At 75.3% G+C, this 21271-nt stretch carries 13 protein-coding genes, 1 pseudogene and 1 riboswitch; of the genes and pseudogenes, 8 read left to right on the top strand and 6 right to left on the bottom strand.

The features are described from left to right. Positions 1–56: 56 nt before the first annotated feature. Positions 57–605 carry a Uma2 family endonuclease gene (locus tag ACFVHV_RS03010; RefSeq protein WP_380348412.1) on the top strand — a complete coding sequence of 183 codons (549 nt, stop codon included), beginning with the start codon at positions 57–59 and terminating at the stop codon, positions 603–605. A gap of 22 nt (positions 606–627) precedes the next feature. Here the strand turns inward: ACFVHV_RS03010 and ACFVHV_RS03005 are convergent, their stop codons facing one another. From ACFVHV_RS03005 to fhuB, 6 genes and pseudogenes are all read right to left on the bottom strand, one after another. Beyond that, positions 628–1485: an MBL fold metallo-hydrolase gene (locus ACFVHV_RS03005; protein WP_380348410.1), complete on the bottom strand. Its 858-nt coding sequence runs from the start codon at positions 1483–1485 to the stop codon at positions 628–630. 11 nt (positions 1486–1496) lie between these two features. Beyond that, a riboswitch (guanidine-III (ykkC-III) riboswitch) is annotated at positions 1497–1564 on the bottom strand. A 33-nt stretch (positions 1565–1597) separates the two neighbouring features. Further along, entirely contained in the window at positions 1598–1795 is a 198-nt protein-coding gene (locus tag ACFVHV_RS03000; protein ID WP_380348408.1) for a DUF397 domain-containing protein, read from the bottom strand. Next, positions 1792–1977: a DUF397 domain-containing protein gene (locus tag ACFVHV_RS02995; RefSeq protein WP_380348406.1), complete on the bottom strand. Its 186-nt coding sequence runs from the start codon at positions 1975–1977 to the stop codon at positions 1792–1794. Before ACFVHV_RS02995 ends, ACFVHV_RS03000 begins: the two co-directional genes overlap by 4 nt. Further along, positions 1974–2789, bottom strand: a complete 816-nt coding sequence (locus ACFVHV_RS02990) for a Scr1 family TA system antitoxin-like transcriptional regulator (RefSeq protein ID WP_380348405.1) — start codon at positions 2787–2789, stop codon at positions 1974–1976. The genes ACFVHV_RS02995 and ACFVHV_RS02990 overlap by 4 nt, the downstream gene beginning before the upstream one ends. Before the next feature lie 67 nt (positions 2790–2856). Then, a pseudogene (fes, locus tag ACFVHV_RS02985) lies at positions 2857–3990 on the bottom strand (enterochelin esterase); the annotation flags it as partial. Between the two features lie 10 nt (positions 3991–4000). After that, positions 4001–6178, bottom strand: a complete 2178-nt coding sequence (fhuB, locus tag ACFVHV_RS02980) for a Fe(3+)-hydroxamate ABC transporter permease FhuB (protein WP_380348403.1) — start codon at positions 6176–6178, stop codon at positions 4001–4003. Positions 6179–6285: 107 nt separating this feature from the next. Here fhuB and ACFVHV_RS02975 point away from each other — a divergent pair, with 107 nt between their 5' ends. The 7 genes from ACFVHV_RS02975 (at position 6286) to ACFVHV_RS02945 (ending at position 21131) form a co-directional block, all read left to right on the top strand. After that, on the top strand, positions 6286–7311 hold the full coding sequence (locus tag ACFVHV_RS02975) for an ABC transporter substrate-binding protein (protein WP_380348401.1): 1026 nt from the start codon (positions 6286–6288) through the stop codon (positions 7309–7311). A 26-nt stretch (positions 7312–7337) separates the two neighbouring features. Continuing rightward, complete coding sequence (locus ACFVHV_RS02970) at positions 7338–8120, top strand: ABC transporter ATP-binding protein (protein ID WP_380348399.1); 783 nt, start codon at positions 7338–7340, stop codon at positions 8118–8120. Positions 8121–8344: 224 nt separating this feature from the next. Beyond that, positions 8345–9202: a DUF4132 domain-containing protein gene (locus tag ACFVHV_RS02965; protein ID WP_380348398.1), complete on the top strand. Its 858-nt coding sequence runs from the start codon at positions 8345–8347 to the stop codon at positions 9200–9202. Next, positions 9199–14274, top strand: a complete 5076-nt coding sequence (locus tag ACFVHV_RS02960) for a hypothetical protein (protein WP_380348396.1) — start codon at positions 9199–9201, stop codon at positions 14272–14274. The genes ACFVHV_RS02965 and ACFVHV_RS02960 overlap by 4 nt, the downstream gene beginning before the upstream one ends. Continuing rightward, the gene (locus ACFVHV_RS02955; RefSeq protein ID WP_380348394.1) at positions 14271–15437 is read left to right on the top strand and encodes an AAA family ATPase; all 1167 of its coding nucleotides are present in this window, start codon (positions 14271–14273) and stop codon (positions 15435–15437) included. Before ACFVHV_RS02960 ends, ACFVHV_RS02955 begins: the two co-directional genes overlap by 4 nt. 4 nt (positions 15438–15441) lie before the next feature. Continuing rightward, the gene (locus ACFVHV_RS02950) at positions 15442–19128 is read left to right on the top strand and encodes a DUF5682 family protein (RefSeq protein ID WP_380348393.1); all 3687 of its coding nucleotides are present in this window, start codon (positions 15442–15444) and stop codon (positions 19126–19128) included. Beyond that, positions 19125–21131: a hypothetical protein gene (locus ACFVHV_RS02945; protein ID WP_380348391.1), complete on the top strand. Its 2007-nt coding sequence runs from the start codon at positions 19125–19127 to the stop codon at positions 21129–21131. The genes ACFVHV_RS02950 and ACFVHV_RS02945 overlap by 4 nt, the downstream gene beginning before the upstream one ends. Positions 21132–21271 lie beyond the last annotated feature (140 nt).

Here is a 21271-nt window from a genome sequence, read left to right as displayed (position 1 = left end):
GTGGTCCTCCGGTGCTCCGACTGCCCTACGGTGGTCGGAGCACCGGAGGAGAGCCCATGAACCCTCAGCACTACCGTCTGCTCGAAGAGGCCCGTCGTAGCCTGCCGGACGGCTACAAGGTCGAGCTGTCCGGTGACATCATCGTCATGCAGACGTCACCGTCATCGATTCACCAGCTCAACCTGGCGATCGTCCAGCGCCAGTTCGAGGCGCATTGTCCTCCCGGCTACTTCCCGACGGGGAACAGCGACCTCTCCTCGCCGGAGGTCGGTTCCGTCCGCAATCCGGACCTCACCTACCTGCCCGAGGACATCATCGAGCTGGGCCGCGAGATCCCCGCCGACCTGGCGCTGATCGCGGTCGAGATCGCCTCGCCGTCCAACCCCGACAACGACTGGAGCGGGAAGGTCCGCGACTACCCGCGGATGGGCTTCCCGCTCTACCTGATCGTGGACCCCCGGCAGAAGACGGTGACCCTGTTCTCCGAACCCAACCGCGACCGCTACCACACCAGGACGGAACGGGAGTTCGGCGAGAATCTCCGCATCCCCGCGCCCTTCGACTTCGAGCTGGACCTGACCCGGCTGGTCCCCTACCGGGACTGATCGGCCGCGGGGCCCGGGGAGTTCACTCGCTCGGCCAGAGGATCAGGTCGTCCAGCGGGTACCGGCGCGGCCGGTCACCGAGTTCGGCGACGGCCGCCCGGATGCGGTCCAGGTGGGCGGGGGTGAGTTGGAGCGGGGGCTCGTCGGGCTGGTGGGTGGTGCGGATCGGGTAGTCGACGCCCGGCTCGCGGGTCATCTCGATGTGGCAGCCGAGCACGTGCGTCACCGGGTGGCTCCCGGTGAACGCCACCAGCCGCTCGACGGTGCGCCGGAAGGCCGGCCAGTCGTCGATGTACAGCCGCCCCGGATAGACGGTGTCGCCGGTGAGAAGGAAGCCCGTCCACGGGTCGTAGTACGTGACGGCCGCCTCGTGGTGCCCCGGCGTGGCCAGGCACTTCAGCACCCGCCCGCCGCCCAGGTCGACCAGGGCCACGGCCTCCTCGTCCCGATCGAAGCCGAAGTACGGCCAGGCGGTGGGCAGATCGGCACCGACCAGGGTGGTCGCGGGTCGGTCGGCGAACTGGCCGTCGCCCGCGACGTGGTCGCCGTGCGGGTGGGTGTGCAGCACCAGCAGCCCGTAGCCGTCCCGGGGATTGCGGGCGAGCCACGCCTCCACCAGCGCGTCGACCGTCGCGCGCAACGGGAAGTACGCGGCCTCGGCCGTCGCCCCGGTGTCGATCAGCACCGCCCGCTCCGCCCCGAAGAGCAGGAACAGGAACGGGGCCTCGTAGTTGATCGCCTTGTTCTGCCGCAGGATGACGGTGTGCTCGTCGTACTCGTGGACCTGGATGTCCGGGTCCGTGTTGTGCTTGGCGGACGGGGAACCGTGGATCCACCGCACGTCCAGCGGACGGGCGACCGGTGCACCGGCAGCGGCCATGACGCCTCCACAGTGCGTCGTCTTGGCAGGCCGGGTACGGCGCACGTCTCGTCCGGGGCCGGCGCCGCTGCACCGCCCCGGGGACGCTAGCACGGGGCTTGTGGAGGCGGCTTCAGCGGTCCGGAGAAGCGCCGTCTCGGGCGAGTCGGACGAAGTCGGCCCAGGCGGTCGGGCTGAAGGTGAGCTGGGGCCCGGTCTTGTCCTTGGAGTCGCGGACATGAACGGTGCCTGGAGTGGAAGCGACCTCGACGCAGGCGCCGCCTTCGGTTCCGCTGTGGCTGGACTTGAACCAGGCCAGTTCGGTGTTCATAGCTCCTCCACGAGCTTGCCGATGAATTCGGCCCAAGCCTCGGTCGTGAAGGTGAGCTGGGGGCCGGTCTTGTCCTTGGAATCGCGGACGCGGACGGTGCCTGGAGTGGAAGCGACCTCGATGCAGGCGCCACCCTCGCTCCCGCTGTGACTGGACTTGAACCAGACCAACTCGCGATTCACTGATCCTCCACCAGCTTGTTGATGAACCCGGCCGACTTCTCCGGAGTGAGAGCCTGTCGGAGGATCCTTTCATGGCGTTGGCTCAGGAGCTGTACCTTGTCGATGTCCGAGTACAGCCGCCCGCCAGCCTGGCCCTCCTCATAGGCGATTCGCTGGTGTTCGGGCAGGTCGAGGAGGATGAGCTGTCCTTCCAAGCCAGGATGGAAACCCTTCGAGGGAACGACCTGGATGACGACGTTGCGTTGCTTGCCGACCGTGATGAGGTGCCGCAGCTGCTCGGTGTGGGCTTCTTCCGTGCTGAGGCGACGGCGCAGGACGGCCTCTTCGATCACGAAGTTGAACGCCTTGGTCTGAATGTTCAGCAACCCTCGACGTTCGAGACGAGCGGCCACCCGCGCCGCGACGGTCTCGTCGTCAAGTGGGGGCCAACGACCATCGATGATGGTTCTGGCCGTCGCTTCGGTCTGAAGCAGGCCGGGAACGAGCTGGTTCTCATACCAGTTGATGACCAGCGCCTCTTCCTCGTTCCGGATGTACTCCTCTGCGAACTGCGGATACTTCTCCGGCACCAGGAACTGCGCCCCCGCCACCAGGATCCCCTTCGCGTCGCACATGTCGTCCGCCACCTGCAGCAGGTGCATCGAGGGCTTGCGCCGCCCGGCCTCCATCGACCGCAGGCTCTCGATGCCGTACCCGGCCTCGGTGGCCAGGTCCTCGCGGCTGACACCCGCGCGTGTCCGCCACAGCTTGATCTGGTTGCCGCAGTACTTCCACGACATCGGCGGCGGCGCGGCGGACGAGGGCGCGTTCACGGGATACCTCCAGGCCGATCGGTGCGAAGTTCGACGCTAGACGCCCGATGGCCTGGAGGTATGCGAATCAGCCCGAAACCATCCCCTCGGGTGACCCGAGCAGGTGCGCGAGCCCGTCGGCCAGGCCCCCGCGCCAGCACGCGTAGTCGTGGCCGCCGTTGAACTCGCGGTAGGCGAGGTCGTAGCCGCGGGCCGTGAGGACATCGCGCAGGTGGCGGTTCTGGGCGAGGAGCATCCACTCCTGGAGCCCGACCTCGATCCAGAAGCGGGCCTGCCGTCGTTCCTCGGCGGCGAGGCGCCGGGTCAGCCATTCGCTGCCCGCGTCGAACTCGGTCTCGTCGGGCCACCAGAAGGAGCCGGACTGGGAGAGCGCGTTGCCGAAGCGTTCCGGGCGGCGGTAGGCGGCGTAGGCGGCGGTGAGGCCGCCCGCGCTCTGGCCGGCGATCACGGTGGCGGCCGGGTCGCCGCTCGCGCCGAACTCCGTTGCGGCCCAGGGCAGCAGGCGGTCGGCGAGGAGGTCGATGAAGGCCGGGTTGCAGCTCAGGTCGTCCGGGCGCTTCGGCCCCATGGTGTGCACCAGCAGGGTGACGGTGGGCGGGATGGCGCCGTCGGCCGTCAGGTTGTCGAGGGTGTCGCCGACGGAGAGCACCTCGCCCCACATCTCGCCGTCCAGCAGTACCGCGACCGGGTACGGGCCGCAGTCCGCCCGGTGGCCGGCGGGGAGGTGGACGTCGACCCGCCGGCCGGCCACCGTGTGGGCGAGCGTCCGTCCGCGCGGCACGCCTTCGCGCCGCGCCACGTACGGCTGCGCGGGGGCGGCGGGCAGGCTGAGCACCGAGGCGGGGTGGCGGCCGTCGCGGGCGGGCAGCCGGGGCTCGGTGTCGTACGGGTCGGGGCGGGCCTGGTCGAGGACGCGCAGCCAGTCGGGCCGGGTGGTGCCGGGGGCCTCGCCGTGGAACGGGTACAGCTGGTAGGAAGCGCGGTGGTCCTCGCGCAGCCGGTAGGTGATCGCCCACATCCCATTCGACTGACGCTTCATCAGATGCGGCGTCAGGTCCCCGGCGTGGCGGTCCTTGTCGGTGACGGTGTGCAGCAGCGCGAGCACGCCGTCGCAGTCGCCGTCGTGATGGGTGAAGGTGACCAGGCGGTAGGCGGGGTCGTCGGGGCAGAGGGCGACGAGCGGGGTTTCCACAGCAGTGACTCCAAAAGGCTTAGGCGGGGCTGCCCTTGCGGCCGAGCAGCACCCAGAGCAGGAAGGGACCGCCGAGGACGGTGGTGACGATGCCGACGGGGATCTCCACCCCGGCGAACAGCACTCGGCCCAGTGTGTCGGCGAGCACGACGAGCAGGGCGCCGGTGAGGGCGGAGCCGAGCACGGGGACCCGCGCGGGCCCGGCCAGCCGTCCGGCGATCACCGGCGCGGCCAGGGCCACGAAGCCGACCGGCCCGCAGACGCCGACCGCGAGCCCGGCCAGGGCGACGGCCAGCAGCAGGCAGGCGAGTCGGACCCGGCCCGGGTCGACGCCGAGTGCGGAGGCGACGCTGTCGTCGAAGCGCAGCACCGCCAGTCGCCGGGCCACCGCGAGCGCGACCGGCACCAGTGCCGCGAGTCCGATCAGGACGGGCGTGGCGACGGCGAGGTCGCGTCCGTTGAGGCTGCCGTTGGTCCAGATGTACAGCGATCCGGCCGAGTTGAGCGAGCGCCGGGCCATCGCGACCTGGATGACGGCGGAGGCGAGCGCCGACATGGCGAGCCCGACCACCAGGATCCGGTAGCCGCGCGCGCCGAGTCCGCCGGAGGCCAGGGTGACGACCAGGACGGCGACCAGTGCGCCGAGCGGTCCGGCCCACCAGGCGCCGAAGGTGCCCGCGGTGCTGGCGGAGATGAGTACGGCGGCGGTCGCGCCGTCGTTGACGCCGAGGAGTTCGGGGGTGGCCAGGCGGTTGCGGGCGAGGGTCTGGGTGAGGCAGCCGGCCAGGCCGAGGGCGGCGCCGGCGGCGAGTCCGGCGACGATCCGGCCGAGCCGGAACTTCTGCACCAGCAGGACGTCCAGCCGGTCGCCGTAGCCGAACACGGCCTGGAAGGTGCGGGCGAGGTCGAGTTCGCTCTGTCCGGCGTGCGCCGAGACCACGACGGCGGCCAGCAGGGCGGCGGCCAGGCCGAGCGAGGCCAGCAGTGCCCGGCGCGGCAGCAGCAGCGACCATGTTCCGTGCCGCAGGGTCAAGTCCGGCTTGAGCGGCGCCGGTTCGCCGCGTCGCGCGGCCGGCGTGGACTCGGCGGGGTCGGCCATGGCCAGGGCGGCGGAGTGCCGGGAGCGGACGATCGCGATCAGGGCCGGGGCGCCGATCAGCGCGACGATCACCGAGACCGGCGCCTCGAAGGGGCGGGCCACCACCCGGGCGAGCACGTCCGCGCCGGTCAGCACGGTGGCGCCGAACAGCGCGGCGAGCAGGGTGAGTCGGCCGATCCGGGGGCCGGCGACGGTGCGGGCGAGGAAGCCGGAGAGCAGCCCGAGGAAGGCGATCGGCCCGGCCAGCGCGACCGCCGAGGCGGTCAGCAGGGTGACGGCGACGGCGACGGCGGCCCGGGTGGCGCCGGGTCGGTGGCCGAGGCCGCGGGCGAGGTCGTCGCCGAGGGCGAGGGCGGTCAGCGGACGGGTGGTGAGGGCGGCGAGCAGGAACCCGGCGCCGAGCACCGGGGCGAGCTGGCGCAGGGTCGTCCAGCCTTCCACCCCGGCCAGCGATCCGAGCACCCACACCCGGTACCGCTCGTACGCCTCGGGGGAGTTGACGATCAGCACGTCGGTGAGCCCGCGGAAGATCGCCGCGACGGCGGAGCCGGCGAGCACCAGCCGCATCGGCGATCCGCCGCCCCGGCTGCTGGCGACCAGCAGCACCACGGTGCTGGCGAGCACCGCGCCGCCGAAGGCGAAGGCGAGGTAGCCGAAGGAGGTCTGCACGCCGAGCACGGCGATGCCGAGCACGACGCCCAGCGAGGCGCCGGCGTTGACGCCGAGCAGGCCGGTCTCGGCCAGCGGGTTGCGGGTGACGGACTGCAGTTGCGCCCCGGCGACGCCGAGTGCGGCGCCGACGAGCAGGGCGGTGAGGGTGCGCGGCAGCCGCAGGTCGCCGACGACGAGGGCGAGTCGGCCGTCGGCGCGGGCGCCGTCGTGGTTCAGCAGGTAGTCCAGCACCCGCCCGGGGCCGACCTCGCCGGCGCCGACCGACAGCGAGAGCGCGGCGAGGGCGAGCAGGAGGACCGCCGCCGCCGTGACGGCCGGCCAGGTGGGGCGGGCACCCTCGGGCCGACGGCTCCGCCGGCCCGGTGGCGGCGAATCCGGCGCGGTGGCGGGGGGCGCCGCGCGGACGCCGGCTTGCGAGAATGTCATAAGGTAAGGCTAACCTAATGGCCGAGCCCGTCCCGTGGGGCACCCCCGTCCCGTCGAACTTCTCGGACGCCGCTCAACTTCCGTACCACCGTTGCCCGGAGGCACCCATGCCGTTCGCCCGCCGCCCGCTCAGCCCCGTCCGCCGCCGTGCGGCCCAGGCGCTGGCCGTCTCCGGGGCGGCCGCGCTCCTGCTCACCGGCTGCGGCTCCTCCGGCTCCTCCTCCTCGTCCTCGGGCTCCTCCGCGGCCGCGTCCCCGGCGGCGGACGCGGCAGGCGGCGGGAGCGGCGGCAAGCGGACCGTCAAGGACGCCACCGGCAAGGCCGTCGAGGTCCCCGCCGAGCCCAAGCGGATCGTCACCCTCACCCAGGAGGACCTGGACGCGGTGCTCGCCCTGGGCGTCAGGCCGGTCGGCATCACCAACGGCCAGGGACTGGCCGAGCCGCCCGCGTACCTCAAGGACAAGGTGCAGGGGATCCCGGTGGTCGGGAACCTGCTCCAGCCCGTGATGGACAAGGTGATCGCCGCCAAGCCCGACCTGATCCTGGCCGGCGACATGCAGGACGAGCAGGTGCTCAAGCAGCTGCGCGAGATCACCCCCGCCACGCTGGTCACCATGGCGCCCACGGACGACTGGAAGCTCGCCTTCCGCGGCATCGGCAACGCCGTCAACAAGCTCGACCAGGCCAACAAGGTGATCGGCGACTACGACGCCAAGGCCGCCAAGGCGGGCGCCGGGCTCACCAAGAACAAGGGTGCCGCCGTCTCCATCGTGCGCTGGAACCCCACCGGCCCGAGCTGGATGGAGAAGAAGCAGTTCGCCGGCGGCGTCGCCCTGGACATGGGCCTGACCCGCCCGGCCGCGCAGGACAAGGACGGCAACGCGCACAGCCCGGCGCTCAGCCTGGAGAAGCTCAACGAGATCGACGGCGACTGGCTGTTCCTGTCCACCCTGACCGACGACGGCAAGGCCGCGCTCAAGGACGTCCAGTCCAAGCCCGCATACCAGGAGTTGGGCGCGGTGAAGAACAACCACGCCGTCACCGTGGACGGCTCGGTCTGGTCCACCCGGGGCGGCCCGCTCGCCGCCGACGTCGTCATCGGCGACTTCGCCAAGGCACTCGGCGGCAACTGAGCGCACGTCGAACCAGGGGGACTGCCATGGAGTTGACCATCCAAGGGCTCAGCGCCGGCTACGGGCCGGGGCGCCCGGTGCTCGGCGGCGTCGACCTCACCGTCCCGGCCGGACAGGTGGTGGCGGTGGTCGGCCCGAACGGCTGCGGTAAGTCCACCCTGCTGCGGTCCGTCGCGAGGCTGCACCGCCCGGACGGCGGGCGGGTCCTGGTCGGCGGCGAGGACGTGTGGCGGCTGCGCCCGCGCCAGGCCGCCCACCGGGTCGCGCTGCTGCCGCAGAGTCCGCAGGCCCCGGAGGCGGTGACCGTCGCCGGGCTGGTCCGCTACGGCCGCCATCCGCACCAGGGGCTGTTCCGCCAGTGGTCGGCGGAGGACGAGCGGCTGACCGCCGAGGCCCTGCGCGCCACCGGCGTGGAGGACCTCGCCGACCGTCGCCTCGACCGGCTCTCCGGCGGCCAGCGCCAGCGCTGCTGGCTCGCCATGGTGCTCGCCCAGGACACCCCGGTGGTGCTGCTCGACGAGCCGACCAGCGCGCTCGACCTCGGGCACGCGGTGGAGGTGCTGGAGCTGGTCCGCCGGGTCGCGGCGGGCGGGCGGACGGTGGTCATGGTGCTGCACGACCTCGCGGCGGCCGCCCGCTACGCGGACCTGCTGGTCGCGCTGCGGGACGGCGAGGTGGTGGCCTGCGGGCCGCCGCGCGAGGTGGTGGACGCGCCGCTGGTGCGGGCGCTGTACGACATCGACAGCCATGTGCTCGCGGCGCCGGGCGACGGTGCGCCGGTGATCGTGCCCCGGGCGCCGTCGGTCTGACGGGGTGGAGGGGCGGGCGGGGCGGAGGGACAGGCGGGGCGGCTGCTTTCGAGCAGCCGCCCCGTTTTTTCGCCTCCTCGATCACTCGTTCGAGTGGTTTGAACTTTGCATGTCACGGCCCGAGTTCACCCCGCCCGTCGCGTTGTCAGTGGGCCTCGCTACGTTCCTCGCATCGCTGGTCAGCAGGCGATCGACATGTGTTTCCCGGTGGGAGGAGTACGGCCGTGGCATGGGTGGAGACGGACGCGGGAGGGTACCGCGTCGCGCTCGACGGGGAGGGCAGGGTGGCGTGCCGCAACGCGGCGGGGCGCGACCTCAAGTCCCTGCCGTCGAAGCTCGGTGACGACCGCGTGGTCGTCCAGCTCAAGCAGCTCGCCGAGTGGCTGGCCGCGCACGAGCGCCGCTGCCTGGAGGACGTCGAGCGCTGGATGGTCCGCTCGCTGCCGGTGCCCGCCGCCGTGCTCACCGCCGTGTGGCCGGACGAGGCCTGGCAGGGCGTCCTGAAGGACCTCGTGGTCACCACCACGGACGGCTCCGTGGCCGGCTTCCTGCGCGGCGTCGACGCCGAGCGCGGCCTCGGCCTGGTCGACCTGGACGGCGACACCGTGCGCCTCACCGACGGCGAGGTGCTGATACCGCACCCCGTCCTGCTGCAGGACCTCGACGAGCTGCGCGAGTTCGCCGTCGAACTCGGAGTCTCCCAGCGTGTCCAGCAGCTCTACCGCGAGGTCTGGCACCGGCCCGCGGAGCTGCCGGCGGACAGCGAGGTCACCACCTACGCCGGCGGTCGCTACCGGGAGCTGCGCGAGCTGGTCGGGCGCTGCACCCGGCTCGGCTGCCGGGTCCGCGGCGGCTCCGCCGTCCAGCCGGTCACCGAGGGCGGGCGCACCGTCGAGGCCCGGGTCTGGGTCGGCGACTACTACGAGTACGACGCGTGCGAGACCGGCGCGCTCAGCTGGGCCGGCCCCGACGGCCGTGCCCTGCCGCTCACCGAGGTCGGACCGGTCGCCTGGTCCGAGGGCATGCGGATGGCCGCCGCCCTGTACGCCGGCCGCACGATCCAGGGGGAGGAAGCCGCATGACCGCCACCGCGCACCCGACCACCGCGCACCCGACCACCGCGACGCCCGAGGAACTGCTCGACGCCGGGGCCGTGCTCCCGCCCGGCACCCTGCCCGGGGCCGGCCGCCCCGACAGCGCCGCCGACGTCCTCACCGCCCGCGGCTACACCCACCCCGCGCTCGAAGGGCGCCGGATCGTCCGGCTCGTCCCCGGGGCGCTCGGCCCGGCCGAGGACCTCGCCCTCGACTTCCTCGGCCTGGCGCCGGAGGCCGCGCCCGCCGAGGTCGGCCAGGTCCGCCAGGAGGCGCTCGGCTTCCCCGCCTGGGCCCTGGTCCACGACCCGGCCAACGGACACCACGCGCTCGCCCTGGTCAAGGAGCTGGAGCGGCTCGCCCGCCAGGCCGCCTCCAAGCCCGGCGCCGCCAAGGACGGCTTCGACGAGCTGTTCGTCCGCCTCGGCCGGGCCGTCCCGCACTTCCTGCCCACCTTCTGCGAGGAGGTCGGCCGGATCTTCCTGCGCCACGAGAACCGGACCTACGCCGCCGCCTGGTTCGGCAAGGCCCGCGAGGCCGAGCGCACCCACGGCCTGGCGGTGGACGAGGAGCGGCTGCGCGCCGTCTTCCTGGAGTTCGCCCTGGCCGGCGCGCTCACCGTCAAGTCCCTGCGCCAGTACGTCAAGGAGCTCGCCCAGCGGCTCGACCCGCTGACCGCCTGGCAGCGCTTCCGCCAGCTGTGCACCGAGCGCTCCGCGGCGGGCATGGCCCCGTACGCCGGGGTCGCCGAGGACGCCCGCGCGCTGATCAAGGCCGCCGGGCTGGACCGCGCCGAGCACGAACGGGCGCTGCTCGCCGAGCTGCTGGACTCCCCGGCGGTCACGCGGGCGCCCGCCGCGTTCTGGAAGTCCTGGCACGGCGCGCTGGTCGAGCTCGGCCGCAGCGACGGGGCGGTCCGCACCCGCCTGCTGGAACTGCTGCCCGACCCGTCCTCCTCCGAACCGGCCGCGCACGACACCGCCTGGCTGGCGCTGCTCGCCGAGACCGGCGCCGAGGACCTGCTCACCGGCCCCCGCCCCGAGGGCGCCGAACCGGCCGCCGCCTGGCTGCAGCGCTGGTGCAACCACCACGGCCGCGGCTGGCGCAGCCGGCCCAGCTGCCCGGACACCCTCGCGCTGGCCCGCCGGATGGTCGAGCGGCTCAAGGCCGACGCCGTCCCCGTGGACCTCCACACCGGCATCCGCGCCAGCCGGACCAGGATCGACCTGCTGGACCTGCTGCTCACCGAGGGCGTGCCGGTGGCCGGTCCGCCGGACGGCCTCGGCATCGATCTGCACGACTGGGTCTCGGAGTGCGGCCCCGACAGTCCCGCCCTCACCGCCGTCGGCGCCGACGAGCGCTACCGGCCGCTGCTGCGCCGAGCCGCCCCGGCCGCCTGGAAGACGGCCGCCGAGCGCGAGGTGCCCGCCCTGCCGCTGCTGAACGAGCTGTTCGCCGAGTGGGCCGAGGAGCGCTCCGAGGAGCTGTTCGCCGCCCGCGGCCTGGCCGCCGCCGCCGACCTGGTCCGCGCGTTCGCCCAGCACCGCACCGCCGTCCGGACGGTCGCGCCGGCCGTCGCCGACCGGGTCGCCGCCCTCGACGTCGCCGCGCTGCTCACCGACGCCCTCCGGGCCGGCATCCTGGACGAACTCGGCTGGCCCGCCCTGGAGGAGGCACTCGGCAAGATCGCCGACCCGCCCGCCGACGACGCCCCGCAGCACCCCGTCCCCAGCCTGGGCGGCGCGGGCCTGAGCGGCCTGGTCGTCGAGGACGCCTGGCCGCACCTGATCCTCGCCCGCCTCGACCGGGCCGTCGTGGTCGGCCCGGAGGGCATCGTGCTGGAGCACACCCTCCGGCTGCCCGAGGAGCTGCACCAGCGCAACCGGATCCGGCTGCGCCTGGTCGACGGCGAACTGCTGGTCGTCTGGTCCCACGAGGGCAAGCAGCTCGCCTACTGGTCGAGCCGCCCGGACGAGCGGTTCGAGCTGGAGGGCGAGACCATCGCCGGCTACTACTACGGCGACCGCGAACCCGAGCCGCCCTCGCTCCAGCTGCCCGGCGGTGGCCGCACCACCGGCGAGCGCCCGCTGCACGCCGGCGACACCCGGATGCCCGACGAGCACCCCGTCCTCGGCGACGGCACCGGCTACTGGACGGTGCGCCACGCCTCCGACGGCGAGGCCGTCCTGCGCGAACTCGACCCGGCCACCGGCGCCCTCGGCCGCGCCGCCGAACCGCCGGTGATCGCCGCCACCGCCCAGGCCGGCCGACTCGTCCGGAAGAGCACCTGGCTGCTGCCGCTGCAGCCCGGCCTGGAGCGGACCCCGCTCGGCACCGACGGCACCGTGCTCGGCAGCTGGGCCAGGGTCGAGCCCCACAAGGCCGTCACCACCTTCACGGCCGACGGGCAGCGCATCGTGCTGCCGCTGACCGGACACCGGTCGGACACCGTCCCGGTCGGCCGGCTCGCCCTGCCGGGCGCGGCCGCCCCGGTGGTCAGCCACACCTCCGGCGAGCACTTCTCGCTCAACCTGCCCGACCTCACCGGAGGCGCCGACCGCACCGTCGACCTGCACCCCTGCCACGCCGGTGAGCTCTCCGCCGCCGGCACCCCGCTCGTTCCGCCGTTCCCGCACTGGCACGCCCTGCGCCCGCGTGACGAGGCCGGCTCCACGGTGCTGCGCGGCGTCACCTCCGAGCAGGCCGCCCGGCTGATCGACGCCGCCTGGCCGACCGACACCGAGCCGGTCCCCGAGGACGAGCAGTGCTGGCTCACCGTCCAGGGCGTGCGCCGTCCGCTCGCCCGGCGCACCCCGCGCACCCTGCCCGTCCCGGAGGTCGGCGCGATCCTGCCCGGCATCGCGGACCAGCGGCTGCTGGCCGGCGTCGCCGGCCTCGCCCGCCTCGCCGCCGACCTGCTGGACCGGATCGCCCGGTTCGCCCCGCAGCCGGAGGCCGAGCGCCCGAGCACGAAGCAGAACACCGAGTGGCAGCCCGAGCACGGGCGCGACCACGAACTGCGCGACGCCGTGCGCGCCGTGCTGCCCGAGATCGGTGGCTTCGGCAACAACTGGGGCTCCGCCGCGCACTGGTGGGTGCTCAACAACCTGCGTGCCGTCACCGGGGTGCTGGCCGCCCCGCCCGCCGCCGACGGCGAGGGCTGGAGCACCCCCGTCACCGTCACCCTGCGCAACGGCAGTGTCAGCTACGGCTGGCTTCAACTGCTCGGCCGGGTCCACGCGCTGGCCCACGCGGTGGCCTCGCCGTTCACCGACCCGGCCCACCGCTCCTCGCTGGTCCTGCTGCTCGGCGAGCTGACCAGGGGCCCGCTGGCCGACCGCGGCGCCACCCTGCGCGAGATCGTCCTCGCCGAGCAGGTGCCGGCGGCGCCGAACGCCACCGGCACCCGGCCGGTCACGCCCCGCGAGGGCGAGGTGCTGCGGCACGGTGGCCGCACCGTCGTCATCATCGGCCACCAGCGGCAGTCCGCCGACGGCTGGGTGCACTGGCTCGCCGTCGACCACGACCCGAGCGGGGAGTTCGGGCCCGTCGCGCACTTCACCACGGTCGAGGAGCGCGACACCGGGGAACTGGTCGACGCCGCCTGGGTCGCCAAGTTCTGGCGGGTCGCCGCCCTGCGCGGCGCCGTCCCGTACGACCGGGCCAGGGCCGAGGCCTTCAGCGGGCTCACCGGCATCGGCACCGCCCGCTCCGCGCTGCTGCTCAGCCCGCCGTCCGGCCTGCTGTACTGGAACGACATCGCCGTGCCCGCCGAACTCGGGCTCAAGACCGCCGATGTCAAGGCCGCCCGGACGTGGCTGCGCGGACACGACCACACCGGTCTCGCCGCCGTCTGGGGCGCCCTGCTGCCCGCGGACCCGAAGACCCTGTGGACCGACGGCCCCGACCTCGCCGCCGGGGCCGAGGAGTGGATCCGGCGCTTCGGACGCCTCGTCACCCTCCCCGAGGAGGCACTGGCCACCGTCCAGGGCGTGTCCATCGACACCGTCGAGGCGGTGCTCAACCCCGCCCACACCCCGTGGCTGACCGGCCGCACCGGCTTCCGGTTCATCGACGTGGGCGGAGCCGGACCGCGGCTGGCACCCGAGGACGAGTCCGCCGTCCCCGAGAGGAGCGCGCTGAGCTCCACCATCGCCGCACTGCGCTGGCTCGCCTACCACCTGCCCGCCGACAGTCCGCTGCGTCCGCTGCTGCCCACGGCCGCCGAGGCGCTGCGCGACCGCCTGGCCGACCCTGAGCTGCTGCTCGACTTCGACCTGGTGCGCACCCCCAAGGGCACCTCGCTGTCCGCCGTCCTGCGCACCCACTTCGGCCTGCCCGCCGAGGGCGGCGGCGACCGGGACGGGCTGGTCCACTGCGGACCGGCACTCGTCCTGACGCCGTACCACGAGGAGACGGAGCGGGTCTGGCTGCGTCCGGCCGCCCTCACCGGACCGGACGACCCACTGCTCGAACTGCTCGAAGGGCTCTCCAACAGCTACTGGTACCAGGCCGAGCGGCTGGCCATCGAGTCCGTGCTGCGGGGCGAGCCGGAGCGGCTGGCCGCCTCCGCCGCGGTGGCTCCGGCCCCCGGCGAGGGCCCCGCCTGGCTGCAGAACCCGCAGCTGTCCGTCCCCGAGCTGGTCGCCGAGGTGTCCCGCACCCACGACCTGGGCGAGGACGCCGCCACGCTCTACCTCCAACTGCTCGCCCTGCCCGACCCGACCGACCGCAACACCGCCCGCTGGACGGGCTGGAAGCCCGCCCGGCTGAAGAAGGCCCGCGCCGAACTCGCCGCCACCGGCCTGGTGCTGGAGGCCAAGCGGGCCCGGGCCGGCCGCAGCCTCTTCCTGCCCGGCGGCTGGCAGGAGGCCAAGGCGCCGGCACTGCCGGCCGAGACCTGGAAGGCCGCCCTGTACGAACTGCACACCCACCGGCCCGCGCTGGTCCCCCTGCCCGTCCCCGAGCTGTTCGCCCGGGCCTGGCAGCGGACCGTCGACGGCGACGCCCCCGGTTACGAAGAGCTCCGGACCAGCAAGCGCAGGAAGGCCCGCCGATGACCGCCACCGAGACCACCCCCGTCGCGACCGCCACCGTCGCCGCCGCGGACCGGCAGACCGTCCCGCCCGAGGAGAAGTACGCCGCCGAACTGGAGTTCCTGGCCGCCCACGACAGCGGCCCGCGCCCGCCCGGCTGGCGGCTGACCCCGCGCGCCGTGGTCACCTTCGTGATGGGCAGCGGCGGCGAGAAGCTCAAGGCCGGGCGCAAGGGCCTGGTCATCGAGCCGAAGTTCGTCGGCGAGCGCGCCCTGGTCGAGCGCTGCGTCGTCACCCTCGCCGGGGAGCGCGGCCTGCTGCTCGTCGGCGAGCCCGGCACCGCCAAGTCCATGCTCTCCGAGCTGCTCGCCGCCGCCGTCTGCGGCACCAGCGCGCTCACCGTCCAGGGCACCGCCGGCACCACCGAGGACCAGCTCAAGTACGGCTGGAACTACGCCCTGCTGCTCGCCAAGGGGCCCAGCCGCGAGGCCCTCGTCCCCTCGCCGGTGCTCACCGCGATGACCGCCGGCGCGGTCGCCCGGGTCGAGGAGGTCACCCGCTGCCTGCCCGAGGTGCAGGACGCCCTGGTCTCGCTGCTCTCGGAACGGCGCATCGCCGTCCCCGAGTTGGCCGGCACCCCGGACGGGCAGCTGCACGCCGCGGCCGGCTTCACCCTGATCGCCACCGCGAACCTGCGGGACAAGGGCGTCAGCGAGATGTCCGCGGCGCTCAAGCGGCGCTTCAACTTCGAGACGGTCGGCCCGATCGGCAGCCTCGCCGCCGAGGTCGACCTGGTCCGCCGCCAGTCCACCGCCGCCGTGGCCCGGGCCGGCGCCGCCTACGCCGTGGACGACGCCGTCCTGGAGGCCCTGGTCACCGCGTTCCGCGACCTGCGCACCGGCCGCTCCACCGAGGGCTGGGACGTCGAACGCCCGTCCACCGTGATGAGCACCGCCGAGGCGGTCTCCGTCGCCACCTCGCTCGGCGTCAGCGCCGCCTACCTGCCCGACGGCGGGGACCTGCTCGGCCGGCTGCCCGGCCAGCTCCTCGGCGTGGTCCGCAAGGACGAGCCGGCCGACGCGGCCCGGCTGCTCGGCTACTGGGACGGCCCGGTCCGCCGCCGCGCCGAGCAGGGCGCCGCCACCTGGCGCACCCTGTGGGACCTCCGCTCGGCACTGGAGGCCTGATCCGATGAGCAGCGCGGAGATCCCCCGCCCGGACGACGCGGACCGGACGGTCCGGGCCGAGGCCGACCGGCTGGCCGCCTCCGGCACCGGCCGCCCCGGGCCCCACCTGATCGGCGTGCGCCACCACGCGCCGTCCCTCAGCGCGGTCGTCCCCGCGCTGCTCGACGCCGCCCGGCCGGACGCCGTCCTGGTCGAGCTGCCCGCCGAGTTCCAGCCCTGGCTCGGCCGGCTCGCCGACGAGGCCACCCTGGCGCCGGTCGCCCTCGCGGCGGCCCCGACCGGGCCCGAGGAGGCGGCCGGGCCCGCCTTCTACCCGTTCGCCGACTTCTCCCCGGAACTCGCCGCCCTGCGCTGGGCCCGGCGCAACGGGGTGGAGGCCATCGCCTGCGACCTCCCGCTCGCCCACCGCGCCGCCGCGCGGGCCGGCGCGCGGGCCGCGGAGCGGACCGGGGAGCGGGTCGGGGAGTCGAGGCGCACCGACGGGGGCCCGGAAGCGCCCGGCGTCGCCGACGCGCTGCGCCACCGCCTCACCGGCCGGGACGCCGACGACGACCTGTGGGACCGTCTGGTCGAGACGGCCGCCCCCGGCTCCTGCCCGGAGGCCGTCCGGCGCGCCGCCCTGCTGGTCGGCTGGGCACTGCGCCGGGACGCCGAGCGCGGCCCCGGCGTCGACCCGTACGACCTGCGCCGCGAGGCCTGGATGCGGGCCCGCTTCCAGGACGCCTCGGCCGGCGGGCGCCGGGTCGCCGCCGTGATCGGCGCCTTCCACGCCCCCGCCCTGCTGGACGGTCCCCTCGCCGCCGAGGAGCCGCCGCCCCCGGACGACCCCGGGCACGTCCTGTCCCTGATCCCGTACACCTACCCGCTGCTCGACGCCCGCTCCGGCTACCCGGCGGGCATCCGCGACCCGGAGTGGCAGCACACCGTCCTGGACGCCGGCGGCGACCCGGAACGCCTCGCCGAGGCGCTCACCACCACCGCCGTCCGGATCTGCGCCGCCCTGCGCAGCCAGGACCACCCCAGCGGCCCGGCCGACGCCCGCGAGATCGTCCGCCTGGCCGGCGACCTCGCCCGGCTGCGCGGCCACGCCGCCCCCGGCCGCGGCGAACTCGTCGAAGCGGTGCAGACCGTCCTCGCCCAGGGCGAACCCCTGGGCCGCGGCCGGGCCGTCGCCCGCGCCCTCGAACAGGTGCTGGTCGGTACCCGCACCGGCCGTCCCACCCCCGCCGCCCCGCGCAGCGGACTCGCCCCCGCCGTCGAGACGCTCCTCGCCGGCCTCGGCCTGCCAGGCCCCGCCGACCCCGGCCCGCGGGACCTGCGCCTCGACCCGCTGCGCAGCGACCTCGACCGCCGCCGCGAGATCCTCCTGCACCGGCTCACCGTCTGCGAGGTCCCCTACGCCGAGTCCGTCGCCACCACCGGCGCCGGCGGCACCGAAACCCTCGGCACCCGCTGGCGCCTGCACTGGACCCCCGCCAGCGCCGCCATGCTCACCGTCGCCGGCACCCGCGGTGTCACCCCCGCGCAGGCCGCCGAGGGCGCCCTGCGCGCCCGCCTCACCGACCGGCCGACCCCGCGCGAGATCATCGACGGCCTCACCGCCGCCGCCTCCTGCGCCCTCCCCGCCCTCGCCGAGACCCGCCTCGCCCAACTCACCACCGTCCTCCCCACCTCCGCCACCCTGCCCGACCTCCTCGACGCCCTGGCGCTCGTCGACCGGCTGACCGCGGGCCACTTCCCCGGCTACGCCCCGGCCGGAGGGGAGACGTCCGCCCCCGCCTCCGCCGTTCCGGCGGGTCGGCCCGGGCTCGCCGCGGCCGGGGAGGTGCTCACCACTGCCGCCGTGCGGCAGTTGGAGGGCGTGGGCGGGTCGGACGATCCGCAGGACGCGCGGGCGCTGGTCGAGCTGGTGCGGCGGGCGGACCGGCTCGGCGGAGTGCGGCTGGCGTACACGCTGGCCGAACTCGCCGAGCGGGGGAGCCCGTTGGTACGGGGCGCGGCCGGTGCGGTCCGGGTGCTGCTCGGGCAGGAGCCGGCCGAGGTGCTGGGCGGCCGGGCCGCCTCCTGGGTGGACGGTGCGACCGGCCCGAAGACGCGACAGGCGCTCGGGCGGGCGCTGGTCGGTCTGCTGACGGCGGCGGAGGGGCTGTTCGACTCCGCGCCGCAGGCACTGGAGCCGCTGCTGGAGCGGGTCGCCTCGCTGCCCGACGACGCCTTCCTGGACCGGCTGCCCGCCCTGCGCGGCGGGTTCGACACGCTCAGCCCGGCCGCCCGCGACCGGCTGCTGGCCCTGGTCGAGGAGAGCCTGGGCGCCCGGCTCGCCGCGCTGCCCGAGGAGGCCGGCCCGGCCGTGCTCGCCGGCTGGGTGCGGGCGGACCTCGCGGCACGGGCGGCCCTCGCCCGCCGCGGCCTCCTGCCCCCGGCGGCGGCCGACATCCCGGCGGTCGCGCCGCCGGCCACGGCCTCGGAGCGGCCTCCCACCCGGCTCCCCGCCGCGACCGCCGCAACCGCCGCAACCGCCGCAACCGCCACGATTTCCACGACCGCCGCGGCCGTTACGACCACAACCACCACGCCGCGCGCCCTCGCCCCCGCCGAGCGCTGGCGGCTGCTCCTCGGCCGCCCCGGCGACGGCGGCCTGACCGGTCGCGGTGCCCGACTCGCCACGGCCCTGGACGAGTTGTACGGCACCGGCCACGGCGAGGGCTCCGGCCCGGGCCTGGACAGCCGGGGCGGCAGGGGAGGCCGCGAGGCCCCGTACCCCGGCGTGCGGGAGTGGGCCGAGGAGCTGGAGTCGCTGTTCGGCCCCGGCGTGCGCGAGGAGGTGCTGGCCGCCGCTGTCGCCCAGGGCCGTACCGACGTCCTGGAGACGATCGACCCCGCCGCCGTCCGCCCCTCCGTCGAGCTGCTGCGCACCGTGCTGGACCACGCGGGCGGTCTGCCCGAGGCCCGGGTGGCCCGGCTGCGCCCGCTGGTGCGGCGGCTGGTGGACGAGCTGAACCGGGAGCTGGCCACCAGGCTGCGCCCGGCGCTGACCGGGATCGCCGTGCCGCGCCCGTCCCGCCGCCCGGGCGGCGGGCTGGACCTGGACCGGACCATCCGGGCCAACCTCGCCACCGCCCGGCCCGGGCCGGACGGCGGCACCCTGATCGTGCCCGAGCGCCCGGTCTTCCGGACCAGGGCGCGGCAGGCCAACGACTGGCGGCTGATCCTGGTCGTGGACGTCTCCGGGTCGATGGAGGCCTCCACGGTGTGGGCCGCACTGACGGCCTCGATCCTGGCCGGGGTGCCCTCGCTGAGCACCCACTTCGTGGCCTTCTCCACCGAGGTCCTGGACCTCACGGCACGGGTGGACGACCCGCTGAGCCTGCTGCTGGAGGTGAGGGTCGGCGGCGGCACCAGCATCGCGAGCGGGCTGCGCTACGCGCGGGAACTGGTGACGGTGCCGTCCCGCACGCTGATCGCGGTGGTCAGCGACTTCGAGGAGGGCGGGCCGATCGGCGGGCTGCTGGCCCAGACCCGGGCGCTGGTGGACTCCGGCGTGCACCTGCTCGGCTGCGCGGCGCTGGACGACACCGGGACGGCCCGCTACTCGAAGGCGGTCGCGGGCCAACTGGTCGCGGCCGGAATGCCCGTGGCGGCGTTGAGCCCGCTGGAACTGGCCCGCTGGGTGGGGGAGAAGGTGCGATGAGCGCGACGGCACGGACGAGCGACTGGCCGGGCGTGCGGCCCGAGGTGGTCGCCGAGGTGGTGGCCGGGCTGAGCGCCCGGCTGCAGAAGCGGCTGGACGGTGCGGCGGCGAAGCTGGCGGAGCGGCCGGTGGCCCGGGAGGGCGACGAGTGGCGGGTGGAGGTGGACGAGGAGACGCTGCTGGTGCTGCACGCCCCGGGTGGGGTGGTCGTGGTGGAGGCCGGCGTCCGCTGCGGCTGCCTGCTGGCCCCGGCCTGCGTGCACCGGGCCGCCGCCGTCACCCTCTGCCCGCTCGCCGAGGCCGAGCCCGAGCCTGAGGTCGAGCCCGATCCCGATCCCGAGGCCGGGCCCGTGGCCGTGGCCGTGGCCGGGGCCGGACCCGCGCCCGACGGCGGCACCGGGTCGATGGCCGCGGAAGGCCGGGAAGGAGCCCCGGAAACCTCCGGGGCGCCGGCCGACTGGCCAGCCCCCGCCCCGCTCACCACCGTCGAACTCGCCGCCGTCCGCCACCTCCACGCGGCCGCGGCCGCCGTCCTGGCTGCCGGGGTGAGCGGGGCGGGCGCCGTCTCCCAGGCCGAGCTGCTGCGCGCCGCCCACCGGGCACGCCTCGCGGGCCTGCACCGCCCGGCCTCGGCGGCGGTCACCGTCGCGACGAGGGTCCGGGCAGCGCGTTCCGGCGCGCCGGACCACCGCTTGGTGGATCTGGTGGCGGGTCTGCGCGAACTGCTCGGCCTCACCACCGCCCTGGCCGCCGGCGCCGCCCCGGTCGCCGAACTGCGCGGCACCGCGCGCCAGGCCTACCGGGAAGAGGGGGGCCTGCGGCTCTACGGCCTGTTCGCCGAGCCGGTGCTGACGGCGACGCACGCGGGCGCGGTCAGCTGGGCGGTGGATGCCAACGGGCGCCTGAGCACGATCGCCGAGGTGATGCCGCACGACGACGCGTCGGCCGCCGCCCCGCAGGCGGTCGGGGCGGGCAACCGGACGGTCCGCCTGGGTGACGCCGCGCTCAGCCACCGCGAGTTGAGCCGGGCCGGGCTGGCCGTCCAGGGCGCGACCAGGTCCACCGGCGGCCGACTGGGCGCCGGCGCCTCGGTACGGGCGGTGCGTGCGGCGGGCACGGCGTGGACGGCGGAGCCGGCCGCCCGGCTCTGGTCCGAACCGGCTCCCGCACAGGTGGCCCGGGCGCTCGCGGCGCAGGAACAGCCGTACGAGAGCCGCCCGGCCGGGAGCGACCTGCTGTTCCTGGACGTCACCCTGCTGGGTACCGCCCCCACCGGCCCGGGCGGGACGCCGCAGCTGCTGGCGCGCTGCACGGCGGGCGGCCCGGCCGAGGGGGCCGCGGACAGCCCGGCAGAGGACAATCCGGCGGAGGCCGGTCCGGGAGGCTCGGGCGGTCCGGTGATCGTCCTGCGCCCGGCGCACGAACACCCCGACCTGCCGTTCCGGGCGAACCTCGCGCTGCTCGCCACCGCGCCCGGGCTGCGGCTGCGGGTGATCGGCCGATTGGAGCGCGCGGACCGTCCGGAGCTGCGCCTGCTCGCGATCGGCACGCCCCCGGGCACGCCGGACCGACTCGCCCTGCCGGCGGCCCGGGCGGGCCGGGTCAACCTCGGCCTCGAACGCCTCCAGACCGCCGACCTCGCGGGGCCCGGCCCGGTCGGTGGGCCGGCGGACGGGCCGACGGCCCCGGCGCCGTACGGCCCGCCCGTCCACGTGCTCGGGCGCCGGGTCGAGCAGACGGTCACCACCGGCCGGCACGCCCTCGCCCCGAGCGAGGCCTCGGCGGCGGCCGACCGCGCGCTGCTGCGCGCCGCCGGGCTGGCCACGGCCGCCGAGCTCCTCGACGCTCTGCGGGCCTGCGCTGCCAACCGGCAGCGCGACGTCTTCGGCCGGATCGTCACGGACGACCACGAGGCCTTCGCCGCCGCTTGGCTGGCGGCGGCCTCCTACACCGAGGAGCTGGCCACGGCCTTGTGCGCGGCGGCCTGGTCCGGGGAGGGGTGAGGGGACTTCCACGGCAGGCCGGCAGGGGAGAGCGCCCGGGGTATGAGTCGAACTATTTGCACAGACCGGTATTCCGCGCCAACTGGCATACTTGTCGTAGGAAGACACAGGACGAGACCTCGTACGAGAGCCGGTACGAG

The sequence above is a fragment of the Kitasatospora sp. NPDC127116 genome (assembly GCF_042677365.1).
Lineage (GTDB): Bacteria > Actinomycetota > Actinomycetes > Streptomycetales > Streptomycetaceae > Kitasatospora > Kitasatospora lactacystinica.
The sequence above is the reverse complement of the archived record's forward strand: the minus strand, read 5'-3'. Positions and strand labels throughout refer to the sequence as shown.